Origin of the sequence: Pseudomonas sp. ATCC PTA-122608 (assembly GCF_001952855.1) — a bacterium.
Lineage (GTDB): Bacteria > Pseudomonadota > Gammaproteobacteria > Pseudomonadales > Pseudomonadaceae > Aquipseudomonas.
In genome coordinates, this window is the sequence record NZ_LPNO01000001.1 from 179,849 (window position 1) to 206,339 (window position 26,491).

Below are 26,491 nucleotides of genomic sequence, written 5' to 3' on the forward strand. Positions count from 1 at the left end.
CCATCCTTTGCGTATTAGAGAGTGGGAACGGAGAAACTCCGTAACGCCACTAACAAAGCCGCGGCACTGGCGCCACGACAATCCACAACTTCTTGCGCACCAGCGACACGGGCCATCTCGGCGACTCGTGGGCTGGGCACGAACAATGGCAGCTGTGCCACCAGGGGCCAATCCGGGCCGGCCAGGGCTTGCAGGTGTAAAAAACCCTGCCCACTGCTGACCACCACGCCGTTCAAGCGTTCCACGTTTATGCGTTGGATGAGGGTTGCACCGTCGTAATCCGGCAGGAAACGGCGATACAACTCCAGATAGTCGACACTAGCACCTTGCTCGCGCAAACGCTCAGCGAGCAACTCGCGCCCGCCCTCGCCCCGCAGGATCAGCACCCGGGCCCCAGGCCGAGCGATAGCCTCGCGCAAGGCGACCAGTTCAAGCAAGGCTTCACTGTCGTCGCCTTCCTTGGGATAGCTGACATCAAGGCCGTGGTCCGCCAGCACCTGCGCTGTAGCAGCACCGACGCTGAACCACGGCAATGCCGGTGGCTGTGGCCAGTGTTGAGCCAATAACTGCAAACCCAGGCGCGCCGCCGGCTTGCTCACCACGATCACCGCGCAATAACGGTCCAGCTCGCGAAAGATCGCGTGTTGCTCAGGCGTGACGGGCAGCGCTTCGATCTCCAGCAACGGCAGGCTGCTGCTGAAAATACCTTCTTCAGATAACGTCGCGGCCAACGCTGCCGACTCCTCGGCAGGCCGCGTCAGCAGCACACGCCATTGCGTCACTGCGGCCCGGCCTCGCCGTACACCGCTTGCAGAATGCCACCGGCGCCTTTCTCCAGCAGTTCCTCGGCGACTTTGATCCCCAGGCTGGTCGCTTCGCTTTGTGGCCCGCGGATCTCTGCGGTGAGCAGCAACCCACCACTCGGATCGCCCACCAGCCCACGCAGCCAGAGGTTCTCACCTTCAAGCACCGCGTAGCAGGCGATCGGCACTTGGCAGCCACCGTTGAGGTGCTTGTTCAAGGCGCGTTCGGCGGTGACGCGAATCTCTGTGTCCTGGTGATCCAGTGGCTTGAGCAGCGCGTGAATTTCGCTGTCGACGGTGCGGCATTCGATCCCCACGGCGCCCTGCCCGCCAGCCGGCAAACTGTCTTCGACGCTGATGGCCGAAGTGATGCGGTCTTCAAAACCGAGGCGAATCAAGCCGGCTGCCGCGAGGATGATCGCGTCATATTCACCGGCGTCGAGCTTGGCCAGGCGGGTATTGACGTTGCCCCGCAAAAAGCGAATTTGCAGGTCCGGGCGGCGGGTCAGCAACTGTGCCTGGCGACGCAGGCTGGAAGTGCCGACGACGCTGCCCAGCGGCAACTCATCAAGAGAGGCGTAGGTGTTGGAAACGAAAGCGTCGCGCGGGTCTTCGCGCTCGCAGATGCAAAAAAGGCCCAGGCCTTCAGGGAAGTCCATGGGCACATCTTTCATAGAATGCACGGCGATGTCGGCTTCGTTCTCCAACAGAGCGGTTTCCAGTTCCTTGACGAACAGGCCCTTGCCGCCGATTTTCGACAATGGCGAATCAAGCAGCTTGTCGCCGCGACTGACCATAGGCACCAGGGACACCTTGAGGCCGGGATGGGCCTGCTCAAGACGTGCTTTAACGTACTCGGCCTGCCATAAGGCCAAGGCACTTTTACGGGTGGCGATGCGGATTTCGCGAGAGGACATGGATCAATCCGTACTGAATAGATACGGCAGATAATAACAGCTCAGGCAAAGGCGCTTTGATTTGAATCAGCAAATGCGGGGCCTCCCTGGCCGCGTCGCACCGGGATATGGGCGGTGAAGCTCGCGTCAGCCCTTGGGCTAAAGCTGCTGCATCATCTTGCGCACACCGGCGACGTGGCGCCGGCTGACGATCAAGGCGTCGCCATTGAGGCCTTTCAGGAACAGCTGAAAGTGCCCAAGCGGCGTGCGCTGCAGACGCTCGATACGCTCCCGTGCCACCAGCGCATTGCGGTGGATGCGCACAAAGCGGTCGCCAAATTCGTCTTCCAGGGCCTTGAGCGGCTCATCGAGCAGCACTTCACCGGCCTCGTGACGCAAGGTCACGTACTTGTGATCGGCGATGAAATAGACCACCTGATCCAGGGGAATCAGCTCGATGCCCTTGCGGGTGCGGGCGCTGATATGGCTGCGCGGCCCGTTGCCGCCCTGGGCCGCGGGCTGGGTCAAGGCAGCGAGCTGGACGCGATTGGGACGCTCGGCCTTTTTCAAGGCCCGAAGCAAGGCATCGGCATTGATCGGCTTGACCAGGAAGCTGGCGCCACTGGCATCCAGAGCCTCGGAGGAGAACTCATCCTGGGAGGCGCACAGCACCACCGAAGGCGGCGATTCTCGCTCGCTCAGGCGGGCAGCTACCTGCAAGCCATCAAGGCCCGGCATGCGGATGTCGAGTAACACGACGTCCGGCTTTAGGCTGTCAATAAGGGCCAAGGCTTCTTCGCCACTGGTGGCGCTCGGCTCAAGGACACTGTAACCCTCGAGTTCACTGACCAAACGGCTCAGTCGCTCGCGGGCTTGGGGTTCGTCATCAACGATCAGGACATTCATATTGCGCTGGATTCCTGCGTGAGTCTCGCACAAGGATAGCGTAGACAGGTGCGGTGACTTCCGTCACGGCGATCCACGCTAAGACTAGCGCGAGCGGCAAAAAGTGCCCCGAGAGTGGCACCAATATTTACCCGGACCTGTTCAATCGCGCCCAAAGCCTGCTGCCTTTGGGCATCGTCGTAGGGTTTGCTGATACACAATACGAACACCCCCTCTCTAATGGTTAGCCTGGAGTTCGACCTCATCGCCCGGCATTGGTGCAATGCACCGTCTGTCAGCGCGACGCTCTATCAGTGCACTGTAGACGCTCGTGAAGACGATATTGCTCAATCGTCAAATATCGTTTCAATAAACACGCTTTGTTTACCCAAGACCGCAAGTTTTAAACCCCCGTTCGGTCCTGGCTCCAGTCTCGTCCTGCGCGAGTCCGGCGGCAAGGCACTTAGCCATCTTGGAAACAAATAAAAATGCCGCGCCCCCGCATCCTCGCCTCCGGGGGCAACCCTGTTATTATCGGCGCCACACTTTCATGCCCTCTTTCCAGCAGATCACGAGCGAATCCATGAGCACCGACAAGACCAACCAGTCCTGGGGCGGCCGCTTCAGTGAACCCGTCGACGCCTTCGTCGCGCGCTTCACCGCCTCCGTCACCTTCGACCAGCGCCTCTACCGCCACGACATCATGGGCTCGATCGCCCACGCCACGATGCTGGCCAAGGTCGGCGTACTGACCGACGCCGAGCGCGACAGCATCATCGACGGCCTGACCACCATCCGTGGTGAGATCGAAGCTGGCACCTTCGACTGGCGCGTCGACCTGGAAGACGTGCACATGAACATCGAAGCCCGCCTCACCGACCGCATCGGCGTGACCGGCAAGAAACTGCACACCGGTCGCAGCCGTAACGACCAGGTGGCCACCGACATCCGCCTGTGGCTGCGGGACGAGATCGACCTGATCCTGGCCGAAATCACCCGCCTGCAAAAAGGCCTGCTGGAGCAGGCAGAGCGTGAGTCCGGTACCATCATGCCCGGCTTCACCCACCTGCAAACCGCCCAGCCTGTGACCTTCGGCCACCACCTGCTGGCCTGGTTCGAAATGCTCAGCCGCGACTACGAGCGCCTGGTGGACTGCCGCAAGCGTGCCAACCGCATGCCTCTGGGCAGCGCCGCACTGGCTGGCACCACCTACCCGATCGACCGCGAATACACCGCGCAGCTCCTGGGTTTCGACGCGGTGGGTGGTAACTCCCTGGACGGCGTGTCGGACCGTGACTTCGCCATCGAATTCTGCGCCGCGGCCAGCATCGCGATGATGCACTTGTCGCGTTTCTCCGAAGAGCTGGTGCTGTGGACCAGTGCGCAATTCCAGTTCATCGACCTGCCGGACCGCTTCTGCACCGGCAGCTCGATCATGCCGCAAAAGAAAAACCCCGACGTGCCTGAGCTGGTGCGTGGCAAAAGCGGCCGTGTATTCGGCGCACTGATGGGCCTGTTGACCCTGATGAAAGGCCAGCCGCTGGCTTACAACAAGGACAACCAGGAAGACAAGGAGCCGCTGTTCGACGCCGCCGATACCCTGCGCGACTCGCTGCGGGCCTTTGCCGACATGATCCCCGCGATCAAGCCCAAGCACGCCATCATGCGTGAAGCGGCCCTGCGTGGTTTCTCCACCGCCACCGACCTGGCCGACTACCTGGTACGCCGTGGGCTGCCGTTCCGTGACTGCCACGAAATCGTCGGGCATGCCGTGAAATACGGTGTGGACACCGGCAAGGACCTGGCGGAAATGAGCCTGGAAGAGCTGCGTAAGTTCAGCGACCAGATCGAGCAGGACGTGTTTGCGGTACTGACCCTGGAAGGCTCGGTGAATGCCCGTAACCATATCGGCGGGACTGCGCCGGCGCAGGTGAAGGCTGCCGTGGTTCGCGGCCAGGAACTGCTCGCCAGCCGCTAACCCAAAGGTAAGTACCCCGGCAAATAGGGGCGAACACTGAACCTGTGGCGAGGGAGCTTGCTCCCGCTGGACTGCGCAGCAGTCCCATTTTTGGGGCCGCTTCGCTGCCCAACGGGAGCAAGCTCCCTCGCCACAAAAGCAGTCTTTATTTCTTGGCGGCAATCATCGCCATAAACGCCGGCATCGCCGCTTCCTTGTCCGCCGCTACCCGCCGGGCATTCGGCAACGCCTGCAAGCGCTCCAGCAACGCCCTGGCCTTCGGCAACTCAGCCAACAGGTCCAGCCCAAACAGCTTCCCAGCCACGGCACACGCCAGGTCCACGCTGTACACAAAGTACAAATCCGCAATCGTGAAACTGTCCCCCGCCACATACGGCGCGAACTTCCCGTGCCGCCCCAACGATGCGATCCCCAGCAATAACTCCGCCTTGGACTTCTCCTTGATCGCCTCCGGCACCGGCATCCCGAAAAACGCCTCGGCAAAAGACGCCCGGGCCGGCAGCTCGATGTACAGCTCGATTTCCCTGCACAACGCCAGCACCTGGGCCCGCTGAAACGGATCGCTGGGCAGCAGCGATCGACCGCCCTGGGTCTGTTCGATGTATTCGAGGATCACGCTGGTTTCGTTGATAAAGCCTTGTTCGACACCCAACACCGGCACCTTGCCCCGCGGGCTCACGGCCAATGCTTCAGGGGTCTGGCCTGCGTAGAACGGCACCTCTTCGAAGGGCAGCCCTTTCTCCAGCAGCGCCAGTTTGACCATGTTGTAGTAGTTGCTGACCGAAAATCCATAAAGCTTGAGCATCACAAAGCCTCCAGGCCGTGTACGGGGTTGGCAGCAGTGGTTATAGAACGGGATGCCACGCCTGACCAGCAGCATCAGCCGAGTGAATGGGGGTAGACTGGCGCCCTTTCCTTCAGGAGCCTGCCATGAGCGAGCCAACCGATATCGACAACGACGAAGAAGAGTTCGCCGAGACCACCTTGATTGAAGCGATCGAAAACCAGCTCGAAAGCGACAACCCGCCCGCCGCCAAGGCCACGTTCAACAAGCTGACCCTGGTGGGCTACGAGCGCGAAGACATCCTGCAAATGATGGCCCACGTACTCGCCATCGAAATCGACGCCTTGCTCGAAGAAGACCGCGCCTTCAATACCGAATGGTATGAAACTGCCTTGCGCGCCCTGCCAGAGCTACCGCCCGAGAAGCAATAAGCCCGACACCGCGCTGGCCAGCAAGCGCTTGCTGGCCACAATCCTGCCCCACATCAACACTGCATGAGTTCCGACTGGACAGCTCGCCAAAGTGCGTTCACCTTATGGCTGCTAACGTCTAAAAATTCCTAGAAAGTCTGGAGTCCTTATGTCGTATACCCCTGAGTTGGTTGCCGAACTGGAAATCCTTGCACTCTTCAACCTGGGCAGCTCCCAGGAAGGTCTGAAAGTTCATCAGACTGCCGCTCCTACTGCCATTGCCGCTGCCCGGCGCCTGTTTGATAAAGACCTGATCGACCAGCCAGATGGTGGCTACCTCACCAGCCTTGGCCGGGATGCTGCCGAACACGCACAAAGCCTGCTGATTATCCTGACGACCAGCAAAGAAGCCGCCTGACACCTCGTATCGCCCACGGGATCCTCTTTTCACGGATTCCGCGGGCATTTCTGCGCCCGGGATAAAATTCTGGCGCCAAAAACAAAATCCCGCTAAACCTCCTACGCTACTGGCTGTAAACTCCTACACGGCCGCCCATGTCGGGCCCTGCGAGCCACCGAGTTCGACATGACCCGCACCCACGAAATCCGCCCCGACCTGGACGAAGGCATCGACCGCAAGGTGCTGACCCAGTTGCGCGCGCGGTTTCTGGCCCTGAACGAGGGCCGCATGGCCCGGGCCGTCGAAGGGCTGACGCCACGCCAGCAAAGCGTACTGACGCTGCTGCCGCTGTTCTTTCACGTCAACCATCCGCTGCTGCCGGGCTATGTGTCGGGCAGCACGCCGGCCGGCCTGTCGAATTTTGAACCCGACGCACAAGCCTTGGCCGAGGCTCAGCGCCTGACCCGCACGTTTTCCTACAAGCCCCGACACGGCAACCCACCGCGGCCGATTCATGGCCTGTTTCTGATGGGCAGCCTCGGCACGCTGGCCCAGGCCGATCAAAGTGATATGGACGTGTGGGTCTGCCACGCTGCCGATCTCAGTGAGAACGAGCTGGCCGAGCTACGCAAAAAATGCCAGTTGCTGGAAACCTGGGCCTTGAGCATGGGCGCCGAGGCGCATTTTTTCCTGATCGAGCCCACGCGGTTTATCCAGGGCGAGCGTGACACCCAGCTCAGCTCCGAAGACTGCGGCACCAGCCAACATTACCTGCTGCTGGACGAGTTCTACCGCACCGCCATCTGGCTGGCCGGGCGCACGCCGATCTGGTGGCTGGTGCCGGTGTATGAAGAAACCCGCTATGCAGAATTCACCCACGCGCTGATCTCCAAGCGCTTTATCCGCGCCGATGAAACCCTCGACCTGGGCCATCTGGCTCACATCCCACCGGGTGAATTTATCGGCGCCGGCCTGTGGCAGTTGTTCAAGGGCATCGAATCGCCCTACAAGTCGGTACTCAAACTCCTGCTGACCGAGGTCTACGCCAGCGAACACCCGAAGGTGCAGTGCCTGAGCTTGCGCTTCAAACGCGCGGTGTTTGCCAACCAGATGGACCTCGACGAGTTGGACCCGTACATCGTGGTCTACCGCCGCATCGAGGAATACCTCAAGGCCCGCAACGAGCCGGAGCGCCTGGAACTGGTGCGGCGCGCCCTGTACCTGAAGGTCAACCGCAAACTCACGGCCGGCCAACGCACCGACCGCTGGCAACGCTTGCTACTGGAGCGCCTGGCCCGTGAATGGGGCTGGGACCAGCGCCAACTGGCCCTGCTGGACAGCCGCAGCCAATGGAAAGTCCGCCAGGTGGCTTCCGAGCGCCGGGCGCTGGTGAACGAGCTTAACTACAGCTATCGCTTCCTGACCCAGTTTGCCCGCACCGAACAGACCGTCAGCCTGATCAACAAGCGCGACCTCAATGTGCTCGGCCGGCGCCTGTACGCCGCTTTTGAGCGCAAGGCCGGCAAGGTCGAGTTCATCAACCCCGGCATTGCGCCCGATCTTGCCGAAGACACCCTGACCCTGGTGCAGTCGCCCAACCGCAAAGAGCCGGGCCAGCATCATTGGGGCCTGTACAACGGCAGCCTGACCGCCCTGGAATGGGAGCACTTCGCGCCGATCAAGCGCAGCCGCGACCTGCTGGAAATGCTCACCTGGTGCCACCGCAACGGCGTGATCGACAGCAGCACCCGCCTGGCTTTGCACCCCGGCAGCAGCGACATGACCGAATTCGAGCTGTTCAACCTGCTGGGCGGCCTGCAACAGACCGTCGCCCTGCCCTTGGCCAGCGTCGATGAAGAACGCCTGTTGCGCTCGGCGGTGCCCGAGGAAGTGCTGCTGTTGATCAACGTCGGCGTCGACCCACTCAAGCACCACCGCGACCTGAATATTTTGATGACCACCGAGCGCACCGACTCCCTGAGTTATGCGGGTGTGCGGGAAAACCTGGTGCTGACCCTGGACCAGGTCATCCTCAACAGCTGGAACGAGGTGATGGTCAGCCGCTACGACGGCCCCCACGCGCTGCTCGACTGCCTGCGCGACTACCTCAATCAACTGCCGGCCAATCATTTGCCGAGATTGCGCGTGCGCTGCTTCTGCCACAACCGCGCGCAATTCATTGCCCAGCGCGTGGAAGAGATCTTCGACACCGCGCAAAACCTGCTGCTCAGCCAGGAAAACCATCGCTACCTGGTGCAGGTACAACAGCACTACCACGTGATGGAGTTGACGCCCGGCCAAGCGAACCATGTGTCACTGGCGACCCAGGACGCGTTGATCGCCTACCTCAGCGAAGAGCTGGCCAGCTACAGCCCGCTGCACCTGGACAGCATGGCCCTCGAAGACCACGACCTGGCGCTGTTGCTGCCGATGGGCCTGCCCGACTGCGTGCAGGTGTTCTACCGGATCAACGAAGGGGTTGCCGAGCTGTACGTGCTGGATGAATTCAACGCGCTCTGGCAGCAGCGCCTGCCGTTTCACGACGAGCAAAGCCTGTTGGTGCCGCTGCAACGCTTCCTGCAGTCGATCATTTATCGCCGCGACGCGCTGCTGCCGCTGGACCCGCAACAGCCCCTTGGCGCGGTGCAAATCCTGTATTACCAGCTGTTGCCGTCTGGCACCGGCCGGGCACGCAGGGCCGAACCGCGCCCTGCGCCGCAAACCCCGGCCAATAAACCGTTCTACGACGTGCAGGCGATTATCGGCAAGGCAGCGCCGGGCCAGGTGGGGATCACCTTGTACTGCAATCAACGGGAGTTTTCCGAGCTGGAATTTGGCGACCAACTGTTTGCGGTGGTCGCCCAGCAAATCGTCGGGCAACGCCGGGAGGCCGAGCGCTACCGCTGCTACATCACCGATCTGGACCTGTCCGGCCTGCTCGGTGATGTTCAAAGCCCGAGCAATCTGTACCTGCGCTACAAGGCTGATCTGGAACTGGCGCTCAATGAGGCGCTGAACCAGGTTTAGAGAGGAAAGGCGCCACCGTCTTTCGGCTGGCCTTCGACGCCGAGCAATTCAAGCTTCAGAGTCTTGCCACCCGGTGCTGGCCAGTCGATGTGCTGGCCGACTTGCAGGCCCAGCAATGCACTGCCCACTGGAGCCAGGATCGAGATTTTGCCTTCGTCGGCGTTCGCGTCCTTGGGGTAGACCAGGGTCAGGTGATAGTCCTTGCCACTGCCTTGTTCGCGGCAATGCACACTGGAGTTCATGGTCACGACCGTTGCAGGCACTTCATCGTGGCCAACCACTTCTTCGGCGCGGTCGAGTTCGTGTTGCAGGGCTTCAACGCCCGGCGATGCCTCGCCGACACGGTCGATCAGTTGCTCAAGACGCTGCACGTCAAGACGGGTGAGGATGATGGAAGGTGCGGTCATGATTCAGGCAGACTCCTTTTTTCTGCACAAAAAAGCAAAACCCCGCCAGGAAAAGGCGGGGTTCTCACGGACCTCGATGAGTTGAGGTGTATCCGGACACTACCACAGCACAATAAATAAACAAGACGGCCTCAGGCGCAGGCCTTGCGCTGCTCGGCCTGGGCGACGATCACGCGGCGCCGCGCATCATCGGCGGAGCGCCATTCGCGGATGTCTTCCACATGGCGGAAGCAGCCGAGGCAGACTTTGTGCTCATCCAGCCGACATAAGCTGATACAAGGTGACGGCACCGCCGGGCTGACATTGCTGAACAGCGGCTTGGGCGGGCGTACGGGTGCGGGCTGCGTCACGATCAGATCTCGTCGAAGTCCAGCTCGGCGCCGGTATATTCATGGACCAGGCGCGTGAGCATCTCGCCCAACAACTCTTCGCTCTTGTCGCACTGCCATTTGCCGCTTTCTTCGTCGTAGTCGAAGTGAACGCCACCGGAACGCGCAGCCAGCCACAGCTGACGCAGCGGTTCCTGGCGACTGAAGATCAGTTGCTGGCCGCTCTCGAACTTGACGGTCAGCACACCGGCCGAGTTCTCCAGGTCCACATCCAGACCGCTGTCGTCGAAAATATCCTCCAGCGCTTGCTGGGTCGAATCCACCAGGTCGTGAAAACGGGCTTCGGTCAAACTCATTGTGGGAACCTCGAAAAGTGTCTGGTCTCGCTCAAGCGCCGCACAATACGGACGCGCCATCATGATTGCAAAGGATACCGATTTCATTACCCGCAGCCGCGTGAATTATCCCTGATTAGCGTAAGCGCAATCGCGACAAACTCGGCAAAGCCCCGCCGGACGGGTATTTCGGCACATAGGCAATCCGGCGGGTGGTCGGTATACTCGGGCGCAATTAATGCATATTCAAGGATTTCGCCATGAAGCGCCTGATCTCTTCCCTTGCTGCGCTCGTCGCGGTCGCTTGCCTCGTTAGTGCCTGTGGTCAAAAAGGCCCGCTGTATCTGCCCGATGACAGCAAAGACCCGAATGAACAGGCGCAATCGTCGCAAACCAAAGCGCACAAGCACGACACCTACTAAGGGAACATCATGGACGCTTTTAACTACCGGGACGGCGAGCTGTTCGCGGAAGGTGTCGCGCTGTCCGCCATTGCCGAGCGCTTTGGTACCCCGACGTACGTGTACTCCCGTGCCCACATCGAAGCGCAATACCGCTCCTTTGCCGACGCGCTGGAAGGCACGCCAAGCCTGGTGTGCTACGCGGTAAAAGCCAACTCCAACCTGGGCGTACTGAATGTCCTGGCGCGCCTGGGCGCCGGTTTCGACATCGTGTCCCGTGGTGAGCTTGAGCGTGTGCTGGCGGCGGGTGGCAAGGCTGACAAGATCGTGTTCTCCGGCGTCGGCAAGAGCCGCGAAGACATGCGCCGCGCCCTGGAAGTAGGCGTGCACTGCTTCAACGTTGAATCCACCGACGAGCTGGAGCGCCTGCAAGTGGTGGCCGCCGAGATGGGCGTACGCGCGCCGATCTCCCTGCGGGTCAACCCGGACGTAGATGCCGGCACTCATCCGTACATTTCCACCGGTCTCAAAGAGAACAAGTTCGGCATCGCCATTGCCGACGCCGAGGACGTGTACATCCGCGCCGCCCAACTGCCGAACCTGGAAGTATTGGGCGTCGACTGCCATATCGGCTCGCAACTGACCAGCCTGCCACCGTTCCTCGACGCCCTCGACCGCCTGCTGGCGTTGATCGACCGTCTCGGCGAATGCGGCATCTACCTGCACCACATCGACCTCGGTGGCGGCGTGGGCGTGCGTTATCGCGATGAAGAGCCGCCGCTGGTTTGCGACTACATCAAGGCCGTGCGCGAGCGCACCGAAGGCCGCGACCTGACGCTGATGTTCGAGCCGGGCCGCTACGTTGTCGCCAATGCCGGCGTGCTGCTGACCCAGGTCGAGTACCTCAAGCACACCGAACACAAGGATTTCGCCATCGTTGACGCGGCGATGAACGACCTGATCCGCCCGGCGCTGTACCAGGCCTGGATGGATGTGACGGCCGTCAAGCCACGCGCGGGCGAAGGCCGCACCTACGACGTGGTCGGTCCGATCTGCGAGACCGGCGACTTCCTGGCCAAGGAGCGTCAGCTGGCCCTCGAAGAAGGCGACCTGCTGGCGGTGCATTCGGCCGGTGCCTACGGGTTTGTCATGAGCTCCAACTACAACACCCGCGGACGTACCGCCGAGGTGCTGGTGGACGGTGATCAAGCGTTTGAAGTGCGTCGCCGCGAGACGGTAGCCGAGTTGTTTGCTGGCGAAAGCCTGCTGCCGGAGTAAGGCCATGTTGCTGCGTTTTACCAAGATGCACGGGCTGGGCAATGACTTCATGGTTCTCGACCTGGTCAGCCAGCACGCGCACATCCTGCCCAAGCACGCCAAGTTGTGGGGCGACCGGCACACCGGTGTCGGCTTCGACCAATTGTTGCTGGTGGAAGCACCGAGCAACCCGGAAGTGGATTTCCGTTACCGGATCTTCAACTCCGACGGCTCAGAAGTGGAACAGTGCGGCAACGGTGCCCGCTGTTTCGCCCGTTTTGTGCTGGACAAGCGCCTGACCGCCAAGCGGCAGATTCGCGTCGAGACCAAAAGCGGCATTATCGAGCTGGATATTCGCAGCGACGGCCAGATCGGCGTCAATATGGGCGCCCCACGGCTGGTGCCGGCGGACATTCCGTTCCAGGCCACCGAGCAAGCGCTGAGCTACGCCGTGGACGTGGACGGCAAGACCGTCAACCTGGCCGCCGTGTCCATGGGCAACCCCCATGCCGTGCTGCGGGTCGATGACATCAACAGCGCACCGGTTCACGAACTGGGGCCGAAGATCGAAAACCACCCGCGCTTTCCGGCGCGGGTTAACGTGGGTTTCCTGCAGGTCATCGACCGTTCCCGTGCGCTCTTGCGCGTCTGGGAACGCGGTGCCGGCGAAACCCAGGCTTGCGGTACCGGCGCCTGCGCCGCTGCCGTTGCCGCGATCAGCCAAGGGTGGATGGATTCGCCGCTGCTGATCGACCTGCCCGGCGGACGTCTGTCCATCGAATGGGCAGGCCCCGGCCAACCGGTGAAAATGACCGGCCCGGCCACCCGCGTCTACGAAGGACAGGTCCGTCTATGAGTGAGCAAATCTAATGACTGATAAGCCTCAAGTACCCGCGCAAGCATCCCCAAGCGAAAGTCTGGAGGCCGCAGCCGTTGCGGCGTATCTGGAGGCTAATCCGGACTTCTTCGTCGAACACGAAGAGCTGCTGCCAGCCCTGCGTATTCCCCACCAGCGCGGCGATACCGTGTCGCTGGTGGAGCGGCAGATGAAGATCCTGCGCGAGCGCAATATCGAGATGCGTCATCGGCTCTCGCAGCTGATGGACGTAGCCCGCGACAACGACCGCCTTTTCGACAAGACCCGCCGGCTGGTCCTGACCCTGATGGACGCCGCCAGCCTGGAAGAAGCGGTGATTGCCGTCGAAGACAGCCTGCGCCAGGACTTCCAGGTGCCTTTTGTCAGCCTGATCCTGTTCAGCGACAACCCGATGCCGGTAGGGCGTTGGGTCAGCGGCAGCGATGCCCAGACTGCCATTGGCGGCTTGCTGTCCGAAGGCAAGACCATCAGCGGCAGCCTGCGTGAGCATGAGCTGGACTTCCTGTTTGGTGCCGAGCAGCGCCAGCAGATCGGCTCCACGGCGGTGGTTGCCCTGAGTCATCAAGGGCTGCATGGAGTGCTGGCCATTGCCAGCCGCGATCCGCAGCACTACAAAAGCTCGGTGGGCACGCTGTTCCTGAGCTACATCGCCGAAGTGCTGGGCCGCGTCCTGCCGCGCTTCACCACCGCCTTGCGCGCGGTGCGCTAGCCATGGAACGACAACTGGACGCCTACTGCGCTCACCTGCGCAGCGAGCGCCAGGTGTCACCGCATACCCTGGAAGCCTACCGGCGGGACTTGAACAAGGTCCTGGCGTTCTGCGAGAAACAACACATCAGCAGCTGGAAGGCCCTGGATATCCAGGGTCTGCGCAGCCTGATCGCCCGCCTGCACCAGCAAGGCCAATCCTCCCGCAGCCTGGCGCGCCTGCTGTCGGCGGTGCGCGGCCTCTATCACTACCTGAACCGCGAAGGCCTGTGCGACCACGACCCGGCCAACGGCCTGGCGCCGCCCAAGGGTGAACGTCGCCTACCCAAGACCCTCGACACCGACCGTGCCCTTCAGTTGCTCGATGGCGCGGTGGAAGATGACTTCCTGGCCCATCGCGACCAGGCGATCCTCGAACTGTTCTACTCCTCAGGCCTGCGCCTGTCGGAGCTGACCGGGCTTAACCTCGATCAACTGGACCTGGCAGATGGCCTGGTGCAAGTGCTCGGCAAAGGCAGCAAGACCCGCGTGTTGCCGGTGGGCAAAAAGGCCCGCGAAGCCTTGCTGCTGTGGCTGCCTCTGCGTGCGCTGGCCAACCCGGCGGATGACGCGGTGTTTATCAGCCAGCAAGGCCGCCGCCTCGGGCCCCGGGCCATTCAGGTACGGGTCAAGGCCGCCGGCGAGCGCGAGCTGGGGCAAAACCTGCACCCGCACATGCTCCGGCACTCCTTTGCCAGCCACTTGCTGGAGTCGTCACAGGACCTGCGCGCGGTGCAGGAACTGCTTGGGCACTCCGACATCAAGACCACCCAGATCTACACCCACCTGGACTTCCAGCACCTGGCAACGGTGTACGACAGCGCCCATCCACGGGCCAAACGCATTAAGGGCAGTGACTCATGAGCATCAAGCTGATCACCTTCGACCTGGACGATACGCTCTGGGATAACGTGCCGGTCATCGTCAGCGCCGAGGCGTCAATGCGCGAGTGGTTGGCGACCCATGCCACCAAGGTGGGCGACTTGCCCCTGGAGAAGTTTGCCAGCCTGCGCCAACAGGTGCTGGAGCGACATCCAGAGTTGAAATACCGCATCAGCGTGCTGCGTCACAAGGTGCTGCAATATGCTTTCGAGGAGGCTGGATATCCGCTGCCGGAAGCGGCGCAGATGGCGGATGTGTGCTTTGAAGCGTTCATCCACGCCCGGCACCAGCTCACGGTATTCCCCGAGGCCGAGCCGATGCTCCACGCGCTACGCCAGCACTACCTGCTGGGGGTGATTACCAACGGCAATGCCGACGTGCAGCGTGTGGGGCTGGCGGATTACTTTCACTTTGCCCTGAGGGCTGAAGACATTGGTATCGCCAAACCGGATGCGCGGTTGTTTCAGGAAGCCTTGCAGCGCGGTGGCGTAGAGCCGGGCGCGGCGGTGCATGTGGGTGATCATCCGGGGGATGACATTGCCGGTGCGCAGCAGGCGGGGCTGCGGGCGGTGTGGTTCAACCCGGCGGGCAAGGCCTGGGAAGCAGAAAAACGCCCGGATGCCGAGATTCGCAGCCTGACCGAGTTGCCAGCACTCCTCGCCCGCTGGAACGCGTAACCTGATGATGAAGGGCTTTTGTGGCGAGGGAGCTTGCTCCCGCTGGGCTGCGAAGCGGCCCCTGAACCAGCCACGACGGCCTTTCTGAAAGAACGCGTCGACCCAACCAGGGGCCGCTTCGCGCCCCAACGGGAGCAAGCTCCCTCGCCACACACGCTCTTCATCCTTAGATGGGTGTTGGCCCTAACCATTTTGTAGCGCCCATGAAAAAGCCCGCAGCGACGGCGGGCTTTTTCAGCAAGCGAACAGCTGACCTTAGATAGGCCGGCTGCCGTACTTGTTATCAGGCTTCTTCGGCGGATCTGCCACCACGTTAGCCTCGACTTCCTGCACTTTGCCGCCTTTAGCGAGGAATTCTTCCATCGCACGGGCCAGCGCATCGCGCTCTTTGTTCTTGGCTTCTACGCTCGGCAGTTCGTCGACCGACACCGCAGCCTTGGCCTTGCCCTTGGCTGCCGGGGCCGGTGCATCGTCGCCACCGTCGTCGTCAGCCACGTCTTCGGCAGCCGCCTCAAGACCTTCTTCGGTTTCGTCGTCGCCTACTTCGAGGTCGTCGTTTTCCAGATCATCGTCGCTCATGTTCTACCTCATGACTTGCGAAAAGCAGATTAGTTATAGCCCAGCTTCGCCACCTGTCGACGGCCGCCGGGAAAAAATCAACATCCACCGGATAACCAGTGGCTTATGCCCCATCACCGTGCAAGGTGGCGAGGACTTTACGAGCACCGCCATGATCACGGTGCTCGCCCAGATAAACACCTTGCCAGGTCCCCATCGCCAAGCGGCCGGCCCTTACCGGCAAACTCAGCTGGCAGCCCAGGAGACTGGCCTTGAAGTGCGCCGGCAGATCATCCGGACCTTCGTCGTTGTGTTCATATCCCGCCATGCCTTGCGGCACCAGCGCATTGAAAAAACGCTCGAAGTCACGGCGAACCGCCGGGTCGGCATTCTCGTTGACCGTCAACGAGGCCGAGGTGTGCTGCAGCCACAAATGCAACAGTCCCACCCGACAGGCCTTCAATTCAGGCAGGCCGGCGAGCAACTCGTCCGTCACCAGATGAAAGCCCCGGGGCTTGGCCCGCAGGGTTATCAGGGTCTGTTGCCACATACAGTTCTCCGCACATCGGCGCGCATTCTAGCGCGCTCAGGAAAAAAACAAAGTGCCGAATACGCCTACATGCCTGTAAGACATTCGCACACTGAAAAGTGCGGTGTGGATCCCATCACAAAGTCGCCAAAAAACCCATACACCTTTAGCCACAGACAAACCCCGGGCAAAAAAATGCCCGGCAAGCCGGGCATCTTTTTTTCGCGTACTTACAAGTTGTAGCCGCGCTCGTTGTGTTGTGCCAGGTCGAGGCCAACCGCCTCTTCTTCTTCGGTCACCCGCAGGCCCATCACCATGTCCAGCACCTTGAGGATGATGAAGGTCACGATAGCGGTGTAAATGACGGTGAAGCCGACACCCTTGGCCTGAATCCAGACCTGCGCCGCCACGTCAGTCACAGTGCCGAAGCCGCCCAGCGCAGGGGCTGCGAACACACCCGTGAGGATCGCACCCACGATACCGCCGATACCATGAACGCCGAACGCGTCCAGGGAGTCGTCGTAGCCCAGCTTGCGCTTGAGGCTGGTGGCGCAGAAGAAGCAGATCACACCGGCAACCAGGCCGATCACCAGGGCGCCCATCGGGCCCACGGTGCCAGCGGCTGGAGTGATGGCCACCAGGCCAGCGACCACACCCGAGGCGATGCCCAGAGCGCTTGGCTTACCGTGAGTGACCCACTCGGCGAACATCCAGCCCAGCGCAGCAGCCGCGGTAGCGATCTGGGTCACCAGCATCGCCATACCGGCAGTGCCGTTGGCCGCAGCAGCGGAGCCAGCGTTGAAGCCGAACCAGCCAACCCACAGCATGGCCGCGCCCACCAGGGTGTAACCGAGGTTGTGAGGTGCCATTGGGGTAGTCGGGAAGCCTTTACGCTTGCCGAGCACGATGCACGCCACCAGGCCAGCCACACCGGCGTTGATATGCACCACGGTGCCGCCTGCGAAGTCCAGCACGCCCCAGTCGCCCAGCAACGAACCCGGACCGCCCCACACCATGTGGGCAATCGGTGCGTAGACCAGGGTGAACCAGACGCCCATGAAGATCAGCATCGCGGAGAACTTCATACGCTCCGCGAACGCACCGACGATCAGCGCCGGGGTGATGATCGCGAACGTCATCTGGAAGGTCACAAACACGGCTTCAGGGAACAACGCCGCCGGGCCGGTGATGCTGGCCGGGGTCACACCCGAGAGGAACAGTTTGGACAAGCCACCCACAAACGAGTTGAAGTTGACGACGCCTGCTTCCATCCCGGTGGTGTCGAACGCCATGCTGTAGCCGTAGACGAACCACAGGATGGTGATCAAGCCAGTGATGGCGAAACACTGCATCATCACGGAAAGAATGTTTTTGGAGCGAACCATGCCGCCGTAGAACAGCGCCAGGCCTGGAATGGTCATGAACAGCACCAACGCAGTGGATGTGAGCATCCAAGCGGTGTCGCCGGAATTGAGGACTGGAGCAGCCACTTCGTCTGCCGCCATGGCCAGGCTTGGCATTACGATGGACAACAGGGCTCCGAGCCCTGCGAATTTACGCAGAGTCATATTGTTTTCTCCTGGGGCGTTGGGGTTTGGCGGCTTAGATTGCGTCGGTATCGGTTTCGCCGGTACGGATGCGAATAGCCTGTTCCAGATTGACCACGAAGATCTTGCCGTCACCGATCTTGCCGGTGTTGGCAGCCTTGGTTATCGCCTCGATAACCCGGTCAAGATCCTTGTCATCAATGGCGACATCAATCTTCACCTTTGGCAGGAAATCGACCACGTATTCCGCGCCGCGATACAGCTCGGTGTGACCCTTCTGCCGACCGAAGCCTTTGACCTCAGTAACGGTAATGCCCTGCACGCCGATCTCGGACAGTGACTCGCGTACATCGTCCAACTTGAACGGCTTGATGATGGCAGTGACTAGCTTCATGAAAACTCTCTCCCGAATTGGTGGACTTGCCCCAGGAAAACAAACCCGTCTCAAGTCTAAGCGCAGTGCCTGGCTTTGTAACGCTTCGTCGCCTTGGCATTTGCCATTGCGACGCTCGCTAACCACTGGTGACGAAACCTACCCCGCTCCGTCGGCGCACTGCATCGTCACAGCGACTGCATCAGTGCATGGGTCATGATCGTCTAAGCAGAAAGCTTGCCAGCTCCGTAAAAATCACTGAAATCAGTCCTTTGTTCGCTCGCGCCCACCTACCGGGCGCTACGACGGCGAAGATACGCACGAAAACGGTGCGCGACCGCCCGTCCCCATGCGCGAAAAGCGTGCGCCGCCGCTGCTGGAAATGACTATAGACGCTGCGTGATACACTGCCGGCCAACAGATTTTCCGGACGATTTCCCATGCTCGCGCCCAAAGACCTCCTCGACGCCCTGAGCGGCCACGCCTCCCGCCTGTTCAGCAGCGACACGCCGCTGCCGCGCAATGAAATTGAAAGCCAGTTCAAAGCGCTGCTGCAAAGCGGTTTCAGCAAGCTGGACCTGGTAAGCCGGGAAGAGTTTGATAGCCAGATGGTGGTGTTGGCGCGCACTCGGGCGCGGTTGGAAAGCCTTGAGGCCAAGGTGGCGGAACTGGAAGCGCGATTGACGCCGGCCGCCGAATAAACCAGCCCAACCGGGGCAGGTTTCGCCTGTCCCCGTTAAACCGTTGTAACCTTCAGCTCACCCGCTGATACCCGCCGACAACCCCCTTCTTCGACAATACCCACTGCCACAACTGGATATCCCGCGCGCGAAACGCCCCGGCGCACGACAGCAGGTAATAGCGCCACATCCGGTAGAAACGCCGTCCGAAGGTTTCGGCAAAATCCGGCCACGCCCGTTCGAAGTTTTCGCACCAGGCCATCAGCGTCTTGTCGTAGTCGGCGCCAAAGTTGTGCAGATCCTCGGCAACAAACAACCCGTCCATGGCGTCGCCAATCTGCCCGATCGAGGGCAAATCCCCGTTGGGAAAGATGTATTTGTCGATCCACGGATCCGGCGTGCTGTTGCGCTGGTTCTTGCCGATGGTGTGCAACAGGAATAGCCCGTCGTCCTTCAGGCAGCGGTTGGCCACCTCCATATACGCCCGATGGTTCTTGCGGCCCACATGCTCAAACATGCCGACGCTGGCGATATGGTCGAATTGCTCGTCGATATCCCGATAGTCCTGCAGACGAAACTCGATCGGCAGATGTGCATACTTGGCGCGACCCCACTCCGCCTGCTCTTTGGAGATGGTCACACCCACGCACTCCACGCCATAGTGCTCGGCCGCATGGCTCATGAAACTGCCCCAGCCACAGCCGATATCCAGTACGCGCATGCCCGGCTTGAGACCGAGCTTTTTACAGATCAGGTCCAGCTTGGCGAACTGCGCTTGTTCCAGGGTGGTGGCATCTTTCCAGTAGCCACAGGTGTACGTCATGCGAGAGTCGAGCATGCGCGCGTAGAAGTCATTGCCGAGGTCGTAGTGCGCCTCGCCGACCTGCCAGGCGCGTTTCTTGTTTTGCAGGTTCAACCATCGGGAACTGAACGCGTGAAACAACAAGGTGGCCGGGTTGGCCTGGTCGATCACCCCGGAACGCATAAGCCGGTAGAAAAACTCATCCAGCGCCTCGGCGTCCCAACCGCCTTCCATGTAATCCTCGCCAAGACCAAGGTTGCCTTTGGCCAGGGCCAGGTCGAACGTGCCACCGTGGTACAGCTGCATATCCGCAGCCGACGGCCCGTTGACCTCGATCTGCGCCTGCACCAGCAACTCCTTAACGAAGCGCGCTCCCTGAGACATCTCATCAGAACCGGAAAAAGAATGACGCGTTTTGTTAAGCACAATTGCTCTCCAGAAATAGCGTTGCCTTTGATTCATACACTGCGAGAAATCTGGCCATGGAAGCGTCTGGCAAGGCCCTTACGGCATCACCGGGTACGCTGGCTGGGAACAGATGTAACAAATCTTATCCAGCCATTTTTTAAAGATATAATGAATTAATCTTATGAAAACCATGCGAAATTGGAATGCAAGATGGACATCAGGGCGCTTCGTTATTTCGTAGAAGTCGTGGACCAGCAGAGCTTCACCAAGGCCGCAGTGAAGCTGCACCTGACCCAGCCAACGGTCAGCAAAATGGTGCAGCAACTGGAGGCGAGCCTTGGGCTGAAGCTGCTGGACCGTATGGGAAAACGCTTCACCCTGACGGACGCCGGGGAAATTGTGCTCAAGCGCGCCAGGGAAATGATCGCGCTGCACGATGAGATGAACGTGGAGTTGCAAGACCTCCAGCAGGTCGAGCGCGGCGCCCTGCGCATGGGGCTTTCGCCCTCCACCCACCTCGCATTGGCGCCGATCTTTGCGGCGTATCACGCCCGTTATCCGAAAATCGAACTGAAACTGTTCGAAAGCGGCGGCAACATCACCATCCAGGACCTGCGCCAAGGCACCCTGGAGTTCGGCACCATCCTGGACTCGCCGCGCGTGGCGGACATCTGGTCCGAATTTGAATCCATGCCCTTGTTCGAATCGCCACTGTGCCTGCTCGCGCCCCATGACTCGCCCTGGCAGGGGCGCAGCTCAGTTGAACTGAGCGAGCTGCAAGCCTGCGAATTCATCTTTTACGATGACACCTTCACCCTTAACCAATTTGTACTCGATGCCTGCGCCCTGGCCGGTTTTGAGCCGCGTATCAGTGGCCGCAGCAGCCAATGGGACTTTATCGCCTCCCTGGTGCGCCTGGGCGTGGGCATCACCCTGCTGCCCCGGGCGTTCTGCGACACCCTCGACGCCAGCCAATTCAGCATCGCGGAAATACAATCGCCGGCCCTGAACTGGCGGCTGATGCTGGCGTGGCGTAGGCAGTGCAAGCTGTCGTTTGCGGCGCAGGCGTGGTTGACGTTGGCGAAGGAGTTCTTGTGCGTGCCGCCGCCCAGCCAGTAGCCCGATACGTTCTGTAAAACCTCGCCGCTGCGTTGCGCCAGCGCTGAACTACCCTTGAAAAACCGCAGGAAGCGGCCACTCATTTCAAGGAACGAGCATGTCCCTCGCCATCGTCCACAGCCGCGCCCAGATTGGCGTTGAAGCCCCCGCAGTCACCGTCGAGGTACACATGGCCAACGGCTTGCCTTCGCTGACGCTGGTAGGCCTGCCGGAGACCGCCGTCAAGGAAAGCAAAGACCGCGTGCGCAGCGCCATTCTCAACTCTGCGCTGCAATACCCGTCCCGCCGCATTACCCTCAACCTCGCGCCCGCCGACCTGCCCAAGGACGGCGGGCGTTTTGATTTGGCGATTGCCTTGGGGATTCTTGCCGCCAGTGTGCAGGTGCCGACGCTGACCCTCGACAACGTGGAATGCCTGGGCGAGCTGGCGCTGTCCGGCGAGGTGCGGGCGGTGAAAGGTGTGTTGCCGGCAGCCCTGGCGGCGCGCAAGGCCGGGCGCACCTTGATCGTGCCTCGGGCCAATGCGGAAGAGGCGTGCCTCGCCTCGGGATTGAAGGTGATTGCGGTGGATCATCTGCTGCAAGTGGTGGCGCACCTGAACGGTCACGTGCCGATCGAGCCCTTCGTTTCCAGTGGCCTGATGTACCTGAACAAACCCTACCCGGACTTGAGTGAAGTCCAAGGCCAGCTCGCAGCCAAACGCGCGCTGCTGATCGCTGCGGCGGGTGCCCACAACCTGTTGCTCAGCGGGCCACCGGGAACGGGCAAAACCTTGCTGGCCAGCCGTCTGCCGTGGTTGTTGCCGCCCTTGAGTGAGCAGGAAGCGCTGGAGGTGGCGGCGATTCAGTCGGTGGTCAGCCTGGCGCCGCTGAGCCATTGGCCACACCGGCCGTTTCGCCAGCCGCATCATTCGGCATCCGGTCCGGCGCTGGTGGGCGGTGGCTCGAAACCGCAGCCAGGGGAAATTACTCTGGCCCATCATGGTGTGTTGTTTCTCGACGAGCTGCCGGAGTTTGATCGCAAGGTACTAGAGGTGCTGCGTGAGCCGCTGGAATCCGGGCATATCGTGATTTCCCGCGCCCGCGACCGGGTGAGTTTCCCGGCGCGCTTTCAGTTGGTGGCGGCCATGAATCCATGCCCTTGCGGCTATGTGGGCGAGCCGAGCGGGCGCTGTCGATGTACGCCGGAGCAGATCCAGCGCTATCGCAACAAGCTCTCGGGTCCGCTGCTGGACCGGATCGACCTGCACGTGACCGTCGCCCGGGAAAGCACCGCGCTGAACCCCGGCAAACAGTCAGGTGACGATACCGCCAGCGCTTCCATGCTCGTCGCCGAGGCCCGGGAACGCCAACAACGGCGCCAGGGCTGCGCCAATGCTTTTCTCGACCTGCCGGGGCTACGCCAGCACTGCAAACTGGCGAAGGCCGATGAAGGCTGGCTGGAGAGCGCGTGCGAACGACTGACACTGTCATTGCGGGCAGCCCATCGCTTGCTCAAGGTCGCGCGCACCCTGGCCGACTTGGAACAGGTGGAGGCCATCGCTCGCCATCATCTGGCGGAAGCCTTGCAGTACCGGCCGGCTAGCGCTTCTTAGGCAACGCCAGGAGCAGCCCCGCCACTTCCATCACCTCATCCATTACCGCTTCAGCGGATTCAACGGAGGGTTTGAGCATCAAGTCATCGGCATAGCCCATGGCGACGGCGAACAACTGCCGCGCCGCGCGTTTGGGCGACTCACAGCGGAACACCTTGGCCGCCACACCTTGCTCAATGATCTCGGCGAGCATGGCCTGCCATTGGGCGTTGATCACCAGGTAAGCCTGGGCCAGTGGCTCGTCATGCATGGCTTCATCCCAGGCATCCAGCCACAGCGCCCAGCCGGCGTCTGCCGTGGAGGGCAAGCAGTCACGCAGGAAACCTTCGAGCGCTTGCAGCGGCGGCAGACCTTCCAACGGCACCCGCACCTCGTCCAGTTGCTCGTTGGCAAACCGCACAAAGGCTTCGCGGCGCAGGTCTTTCCAGTCGCTGAAGTAGTGATAGACATGGCTGCGGGACAGCCCGGCATGCTCCGCCAGATCGCGGGTGGAGACATCGGCGAAGCCTTTGCTGCGAAACAGCTCCAAGGCGGCGGCGATAATCTGGTCTTTACGGTCGATACGCGACATGAGGCTTTTCCTTCAGGCACCGGCAGATCGACGGCGCTTGCTTTTTGAGCGGTCGCTCAAGGATACTTGAGCAGTCGCTCAATACTAGCGTTTATCTCACCCTTGGTGCACCCCATGTCATCCGTAACACCGCAAATCCTGATCGAAGAAAGCAAAAAGATCGGGCAACAATCCGCCAGCCAAACCCTCAAGGCGATCGCCAGGGCCTATCCCGGGAAACTGTTCTGCACCTTGTCGCTGGTGGCCCTGGAAAACGCGTTGCTGCTGGCCTACCCGCTGTTTGCCGGGTTCGCGGTGGACTCAATTATCCGCGGCGACGCCGGCAGCGCGCTGTTCTACGCCGCCGTGGTGCTGGCGTTCTGGGTGGTCGGGGCGGCGCGACGGGCGCTGGACACGCGCACCTTCACCCGCATCTACGCCGATCTCGCGGTGCCGGTGATTCTCAACCAGCGCCTGCAAAACCACAGCACCTCACGGGCGGCGGCGCGGGTGGTGCTGGCGCGAGACTTTGTGGATTTCTTCGAAAAACACGTGCCAATCATCGCCACGGCGTTGGTGTCGATCGTCGGTGCGGCCGTGATGTTGCTGGTGATCGAACCGTGGATCGGCCTGGCGTGCCTGACCGCGCTGGTGCTCTGCACGACCTTGTTGCCACGTTTTGCCCGGCGCAATCAGGAGCTGCATGTGCGTTTGAATGACCGCCTGGAAAAGGAAATCGGCCTGGTGGAAAAGGTCGGCGCGCAGACCTTGCAGCGGCACTACCAGGTGCTGTCACGCCTGCGCATCTGGCTGTCGGACCGCGAGGCCGCAGCGTTCCTGTTTATCGGTACGCTGGCGGCACTGCTGTTTGTGGTTGCGATCAGCCAGTTGGCGCTGTCGCCGGCGGTCAAGGCCGGCCACGTGTATGCGGTGATGACCTACCTATGGACCTTTGTCAGCAGCCTGGATGAAGCGCCAGGGATGGTCGACCAACTGGCGCGACTCAAGGACATTGGCAAGCGTGTGGACCCGGGGCTGGCCGACCGATCCGAAGTTTGAGGCGTCGAATCGTCCGTCATCGCGGGCAAGCCCGGCTCCCACATTGAACCGGTTTCTTCAATTGAACACGGTCAACCGTGGGAGCGGGCTTGCCCGCGATGCGGCCCGAACAGTCAATCAACGAAAACGGTCCACCTCATGCCGCAAGCCCGCCGCCAGGGTCTCCAGTTCCTTGGCGGTAATCGCCAGGTTCGACACCACTTCACGCTGCTCGCTGTTGGCCAGGGCGATGCTCTGCAAGTTGCTGCTAAGCAAGGTCGCGGTGCTGCTCTGCTCTTGGGTAGCGGTGGTAATCGCCGCAAACTGCTGGCCCGCCGAGCGGCTTTGCTCGTCGATCCGCGCCAAGGCTGATGCCACGTCAGCATTGCGTGCCAGGCCTTCTTGCATCAGCACGTTGCCTTGTTCCATGGTGCTGATGGCGTTGCCGGTTTCCTGCTGGATGCTCTGGATCATTCCGGAAATCTCATCCGTGGCTTGACGGGTGCGCGACGCGAGGTTGCGCACTTCATCGGCCACCACCGCAAACCCGCGCCCTTGCTCACCGGCCCGCGCCGCTTCGATGGCGGCGTTGAGCGCCAGCAGGTTGGTCTGTTCGGCAATCGCGGTGATCACACCGACGATCCCGCCGATTTCCTGGGAGCGCTGGCCCAAGGTATTGATCACCGTGGCCGTGCTGTTCAGCGCGGTGGCGATGTGTTCCAGGGACGACGACGCTTCTTGCATCGAGGTGCGGCCGATCTTGGTTTGCTGGGCGTTGTCCTGGGCCAGGCGCTCGGTGTTGCCCATGTTGTCGGCGATGTTCAGCGAGGTGGCGCTGAACTCTTCTACCGCGCCGGCCATGCTGGTGATTTCGCCGGACTGTTGCTCCATGCCTTCGTACGCACCGCCGGACAAACCCGACAACGCCTGGGCACGGCTGTTAACGTCTTCTGCCGCCTTGCGGATATGCGACACCATGGTCGACAGGGCTTCGCCCATCTGGTTGAAACTGCGGGCTAGCTGGCCGATTTCATCATGGCTGGAAACGTTCAAGCGCACGCTCAAATCACCGGCGCCCAGGGCTTCAGCCTGACGCACCAGGTCGCCCAACGGCTGCAATTTGCTGCGCAGCAGCCAGACCGCCGCGCCCACCGCCAGCAGCATCGCGAGCAAACTGCCGATCGCCAGGCGAATCCCCACCGACCAGGTCACCGCGCGAATTTCGGCTTTCGGCATGCTCGCCACCACCGACCACGGGCCGCCTTCAAACGGCACCGCGACGCTGTAGAAGTCTTCGTTCTTGTCGCTCCAGAAACGGCCTTTTCCAGGTTTGGCGGCCAGGTCGAGCATGACCGGAATCGACTGATCCAATGCCTGCACCCCAGCTGGCGGGACCAGCCAGTGCTTCTGTTCGTCCAGCAGCGCCAGGGAACCGGTCTGGCCGATGCGGAAGCGCTTGAGGTTGTCGAACTGGGCGTTCTGCGCATCGGTGTAGTCGAAGCCGACAAACAGCACCGCAATCACTTTGCTGCTGGCATCACGCACCGGGCTGTACTGGGTCATGTAGGAGCGATCAAACAACACCGCGCGGCCGACATAGCCCTGCCCGCCGAGCAAGCGTTGATAGGCCGGGTGCTGATGATCCAGCGCCGTACCGATGGCGCGGCTGCCGTCCTGCTTGGTCAGGGACGTGCTGACGCGGATAAAGTCCTCCCCGCTGCGTACGAATACGGTCGCCACGCCGCCGGACATCTGCTTGAACTCATCAACTTCAGCGAAATTGTTGTTGAGCACTTCCTCGCCCAGGTAAAGGCCCGGGGTCTGCACGCCCGCCACCGTCACCGGTTGTTCAGGACGCGTGCTCAAGCCGGCGCTGAAGCGCTTTTCAAACAGCCCGCTCAAACGCTGAGTGCTCTCGCGCAAGGTGCTGTGGAAGGTATTGAGTTGGTCGGCCAGCAAGCGAGCCTCGCTGGCCAGATGCTCCTCGCGGGTGTCGAGGTTGGCTGAGTCCAGCGAACGCAAGGCGAACACCGTGCTGCCGCTGATGACGACAGCCAGTATCACGGCGAGGGCAAGCCCCAGTTGAGAGGCGATCCGGGCGCGAGGTTGAGACATGAAGGCTCCTGGCCGAGGCCAGGATCATCCTGATCTCATAGCGCTGCTCGGCAAAATTCTAATAGGGGAAACGTTGTAGAACG

Annotated in this window: 28 protein-coding genes; 14 read left to right on the forward strand and 14 right to left on the reverse strand. The window is 61.4% G+C overall.

All coding sequences use genetic code 11. The features are described 5' to 3' along the window. Nucleotides 1-14 precede the first annotated feature (14 nt). From AU074_RS34295 to AU074_RS00895, 3 genes are all read right to left on the reverse strand, one after another. Nucleotides 15-782: a uroporphyrinogen-III synthase gene (locus AU074_RS34295; protein ID WP_256576773.1), complete on the reverse strand. Its 768-nt coding sequence runs from the start codon at nucleotides 780-782 to the stop codon at nucleotides 15-17. Then, on the reverse strand, nucleotides 779-1,720 hold the full coding sequence (hemC, locus tag AU074_RS00890; protein ID WP_076013116.1) for a hydroxymethylbilane synthase: 942 nt from the start codon (nucleotides 1,718-1,720) through the stop codon (nucleotides 779-781). The genes AU074_RS34295 and hemC overlap by 4 nt, the downstream gene beginning before the upstream one ends. Nucleotides 1,721-1,858: 138 nt before the next feature. Next, nucleotides 1,859-2,605 (reverse strand): LytTR family DNA-binding domain-containing protein, encoded by a 747-nt coding sequence (locus tag AU074_RS00895; protein ID WP_017476662.1) that lies wholly within the window; start codon nucleotides 2,603-2,605, stop codon nucleotides 1,859-1,861. Nucleotides 2,606-3,167: 562 nt separating this feature from the next. Here AU074_RS00895 and argH point away from each other — a divergent pair. Then, nucleotides 3,168-4,562 (forward strand): argininosuccinate lyase, encoded by a 1,395-nt coding sequence (argH, locus tag AU074_RS00905; protein ID WP_076013117.1) that lies wholly within the window; start codon nucleotides 3,168-3,170, stop codon nucleotides 4,560-4,562. Nucleotides 4,563-4,707: 145 nt separating this feature from the next. Here the strand turns inward: argH and AU074_RS00910 are convergent, their stop codons facing one another. Continuing rightward, nucleotides 4,708-5,367: a glutathione S-transferase family protein gene (locus AU074_RS00910; RefSeq protein ID WP_076013118.1), complete on the reverse strand. Its 660-nt coding sequence runs from the start codon at nucleotides 5,365-5,367 to the stop codon at nucleotides 4,708-4,710. 125 nt (nucleotides 5,368-5,492) lie between these two features. Here AU074_RS00910 and AU074_RS00915 point away from each other — a divergent pair, with 125 nt between their 5' ends. The 3 genes from AU074_RS00915 (at nucleotide 5,493) to AU074_RS00925 (ending at nucleotide 9,183) form a co-directional block, all read left to right on the forward strand. Then, entirely contained in the window at nucleotides 5,493-5,777 is a 285-nt protein-coding gene (locus tag AU074_RS00915; RefSeq protein ID WP_076013119.1) for a hypothetical protein, read from the forward strand. A 148-nt stretch (nucleotides 5,778-5,925) separates the two neighbouring features. Then, on the forward strand, nucleotides 5,926-6,174 hold the full coding sequence (locus tag AU074_RS00920; RefSeq protein WP_076013120.1) for a TIGR02647 family protein: 249 nt from the start codon (nucleotides 5,926-5,928) through the stop codon (nucleotides 6,172-6,174). 168 nt (nucleotides 6,175-6,342) lie between these two features. Beyond that, nucleotides 6,343-9,183, forward strand: a complete 2,841-nt coding sequence (locus tag AU074_RS00925; protein WP_076013121.1) for a class I adenylate cyclase — start codon at nucleotides 6,343-6,345, stop codon at nucleotides 9,181-9,183. Here the strand turns inward: AU074_RS00925 and rnk are convergent. The 3 genes from rnk to cyaY form a co-directional block, all read right to left on the reverse strand. Further along, nucleotides 9,180-9,590 carry a nucleoside diphosphate kinase regulator gene (gene rnk / locus AU074_RS00930; RefSeq protein ID WP_017476667.1) on the reverse strand — a complete coding sequence of 137 codons (411 nt, stop codon included), beginning with the start codon at nucleotides 9,588-9,590 and terminating at the stop codon, nucleotides 9,180-9,182. The genes AU074_RS00925 and rnk overlap by 4 nt on opposite strands. A 131-nt stretch (nucleotides 9,591-9,721) precedes the next feature. After that, nucleotides 9,722-9,940: a DUF1289 domain-containing protein gene (locus tag AU074_RS00935; RefSeq protein WP_010168015.1), complete on the reverse strand. Its 219-nt coding sequence runs from the start codon at nucleotides 9,938-9,940 to the stop codon at nucleotides 9,722-9,724. Between the two features lie 2 nt (nucleotides 9,941-9,942). Then, nucleotides 9,943-10,275, reverse strand: coding sequence for an iron donor protein CyaY (cyaY, locus tag AU074_RS00940; RefSeq protein WP_076013122.1), 333 nt, complete (start codon nucleotides 10,273-10,275; stop codon nucleotides 9,943-9,945). A gap of 239 nt (nucleotides 10,276-10,514) precedes the next feature. On the opposite strand from cyaY, the gene AU074_RS00945 reads away from it, so the two are divergent. The 6 genes from AU074_RS00945 to AU074_RS00970 are packed head-to-tail and all read left to right on the forward strand — an operon-like array spanning nucleotide 10,515 to nucleotide 15,095. Next, nucleotides 10,515-10,676 carry a lipoprotein gene (locus AU074_RS00945; RefSeq protein ID WP_003208801.1) on the forward strand — a complete coding sequence of 54 codons (162 nt, stop codon included), beginning with the start codon at nucleotides 10,515-10,517 and terminating at the stop codon, nucleotides 10,674-10,676. A 9-nt stretch (nucleotides 10,677-10,685) separates the two neighbouring features. Next, a complete protein-coding gene (lysA, locus tag AU074_RS00950) occupies nucleotides 10,686-11,933 on the forward strand; it encodes a diaminopimelate decarboxylase (protein ID WP_076013123.1) in 1,248 nt (415 codons plus the stop codon). Between the two features lie 4 nt (nucleotides 11,934-11,937). After that, nucleotides 11,938-12,768: a diaminopimelate epimerase gene (gene dapF, locus AU074_RS00955; protein ID WP_003208798.1), complete on the forward strand. Its 831-nt coding sequence runs from the start codon at nucleotides 11,938-11,940 to the stop codon at nucleotides 12,766-12,768. Between the two features lie 13 nt (nucleotides 12,769-12,781). Further along, a complete protein-coding gene (locus AU074_RS00960; protein ID WP_076013124.1) occupies nucleotides 12,782-13,498 on the forward strand; it encodes a DUF484 family protein in 717 nt (238 codons plus the stop codon). A 2-nt stretch (nucleotides 13,499-13,500) separates the two neighbouring features. After that, nucleotides 13,501-14,400 (forward strand): tyrosine recombinase XerC, encoded by a 900-nt coding sequence (xerC, locus tag AU074_RS00965; protein ID WP_076013125.1) that lies wholly within the window; start codon nucleotides 13,501-13,503, stop codon nucleotides 14,398-14,400. Beyond that, the gene (locus tag AU074_RS00970; RefSeq protein ID WP_076013126.1) at nucleotides 14,397-15,095 is read left to right on the forward strand and encodes an HAD family hydrolase; all 699 of its coding nucleotides are present in this window, start codon (nucleotides 14,397-14,399) and stop codon (nucleotides 15,093-15,095) included. The genes xerC and AU074_RS00970 overlap by 4 nt, the downstream gene beginning before the upstream one ends. A 255-nt stretch (nucleotides 15,096-15,350) precedes the next feature. Here AU074_RS00970 and sutA read toward each other — a convergent pair whose 3' ends face one another. The 4 genes from sutA to glnK form a co-directional block, all read right to left on the reverse strand. After that, on the reverse strand, nucleotides 15,351-15,674 hold the full coding sequence (gene sutA / locus AU074_RS00975; protein ID WP_076013127.1) for a transcriptional regulator SutA: 324 nt from the start codon (nucleotides 15,672-15,674) through the stop codon (nucleotides 15,351-15,353). A gap of 103 nt (nucleotides 15,675-15,777) precedes the next feature. Continuing rightward, complete coding sequence (locus AU074_RS00980) at nucleotides 15,778-16,203, reverse strand: secondary thiamine-phosphate synthase enzyme YjbQ (protein WP_017476675.1); 426 nt, start codon at nucleotides 16,201-16,203, stop codon at nucleotides 15,778-15,780. 209 nt (nucleotides 16,204-16,412) lie between these two features. Further along, the gene (locus AU074_RS00985; protein ID WP_076013128.1) at nucleotides 16,413-17,750 is read right to left on the reverse strand and encodes an ammonium transporter; all 1,338 of its coding nucleotides are present in this window, start codon (nucleotides 17,748-17,750) and stop codon (nucleotides 16,413-16,415) included. 34 nt (nucleotides 17,751-17,784) lie between these two features. Next, complete coding sequence (glnK, locus tag AU074_RS00990) at nucleotides 17,785-18,123, reverse strand: P-II family nitrogen regulator (protein ID WP_002555808.1); 339 nt, start codon at nucleotides 18,121-18,123, stop codon at nucleotides 17,785-17,787. Nucleotides 18,124-18,542: 419 nt separating this feature from the next. Between glnK and AU074_RS00995 the strand changes: the two genes are divergently transcribed. Continuing rightward, nucleotides 18,543-18,803, forward strand: a complete 261-nt coding sequence (locus AU074_RS00995) for an accessory factor UbiK family protein (RefSeq protein WP_003208783.1) — start codon at nucleotides 18,543-18,545, stop codon at nucleotides 18,801-18,803. Between the two features lie 52 nt (nucleotides 18,804-18,855). Here the strand turns inward: AU074_RS00995 and cfa are convergent, their stop codons facing one another. Continuing rightward, the gene (cfa, locus tag AU074_RS01000; RefSeq protein WP_076013129.1) at nucleotides 18,856-19,968 is read right to left on the reverse strand and encodes a cyclopropane fatty acyl phospholipid synthase; all 1,113 of its coding nucleotides are present in this window, start codon (nucleotides 19,966-19,968) and stop codon (nucleotides 18,856-18,858) included. Nucleotides 19,969-20,202: 234 nt separating this feature from the next. Between cfa and AU074_RS01005 the strand changes: the two genes are divergently transcribed. Together AU074_RS01005 and AU074_RS01010 are read left to right on the forward strand one after the other, a co-directional pair. Continuing rightward, the gene (locus tag AU074_RS01005; protein ID WP_076013130.1) at nucleotides 20,203-21,111 is read left to right on the forward strand and encodes a LysR family transcriptional regulator; all 909 of its coding nucleotides are present in this window, start codon (nucleotides 20,203-20,205) and stop codon (nucleotides 21,109-21,111) included. A gap of 97 nt (nucleotides 21,112-21,208) precedes the next feature. After that, nucleotides 21,209-22,705, forward strand: a complete 1,497-nt coding sequence (locus tag AU074_RS01010; protein ID WP_076013131.1) for a YifB family Mg chelatase-like AAA ATPase — start codon at nucleotides 21,209-21,211, stop codon at nucleotides 22,703-22,705. On the opposite strand, the gene AU074_RS01015 is transcribed toward AU074_RS01010, so the two are convergent. After that, nucleotides 22,692-23,276, reverse strand: a complete 585-nt coding sequence (locus AU074_RS01015; protein WP_076013132.1) for a TetR/AcrR family transcriptional regulator — start codon at nucleotides 23,274-23,276, stop codon at nucleotides 22,692-22,694. The genes AU074_RS01010 and AU074_RS01015 overlap by 14 nt on opposite strands. A 114-nt stretch (nucleotides 23,277-23,390) precedes the next feature. Here AU074_RS01015 and AU074_RS01020 point away from each other — a divergent pair, with 114 nt between their 5' ends. Next, nucleotides 23,391-24,314: an ABC transporter six-transmembrane domain-containing protein gene (locus AU074_RS01020; RefSeq protein WP_076013133.1), complete on the forward strand. Its 924-nt coding sequence runs from the start codon at nucleotides 23,391-23,393 to the stop codon at nucleotides 24,312-24,314. A 117-nt stretch (nucleotides 24,315-24,431) separates the two neighbouring features. Here AU074_RS01020 and AU074_RS01025 read toward each other — a convergent pair whose 3' ends face one another. Further along, nucleotides 24,432-26,408 carry a methyl-accepting chemotaxis protein gene (locus tag AU074_RS01025; RefSeq protein WP_076013134.1) on the reverse strand — a complete coding sequence of 659 codons (1,977 nt, stop codon included), beginning with the start codon at nucleotides 26,406-26,408 and terminating at the stop codon, nucleotides 24,432-24,434. Nucleotides 26,409-26,491: the final 83 nt, after the last annotated feature.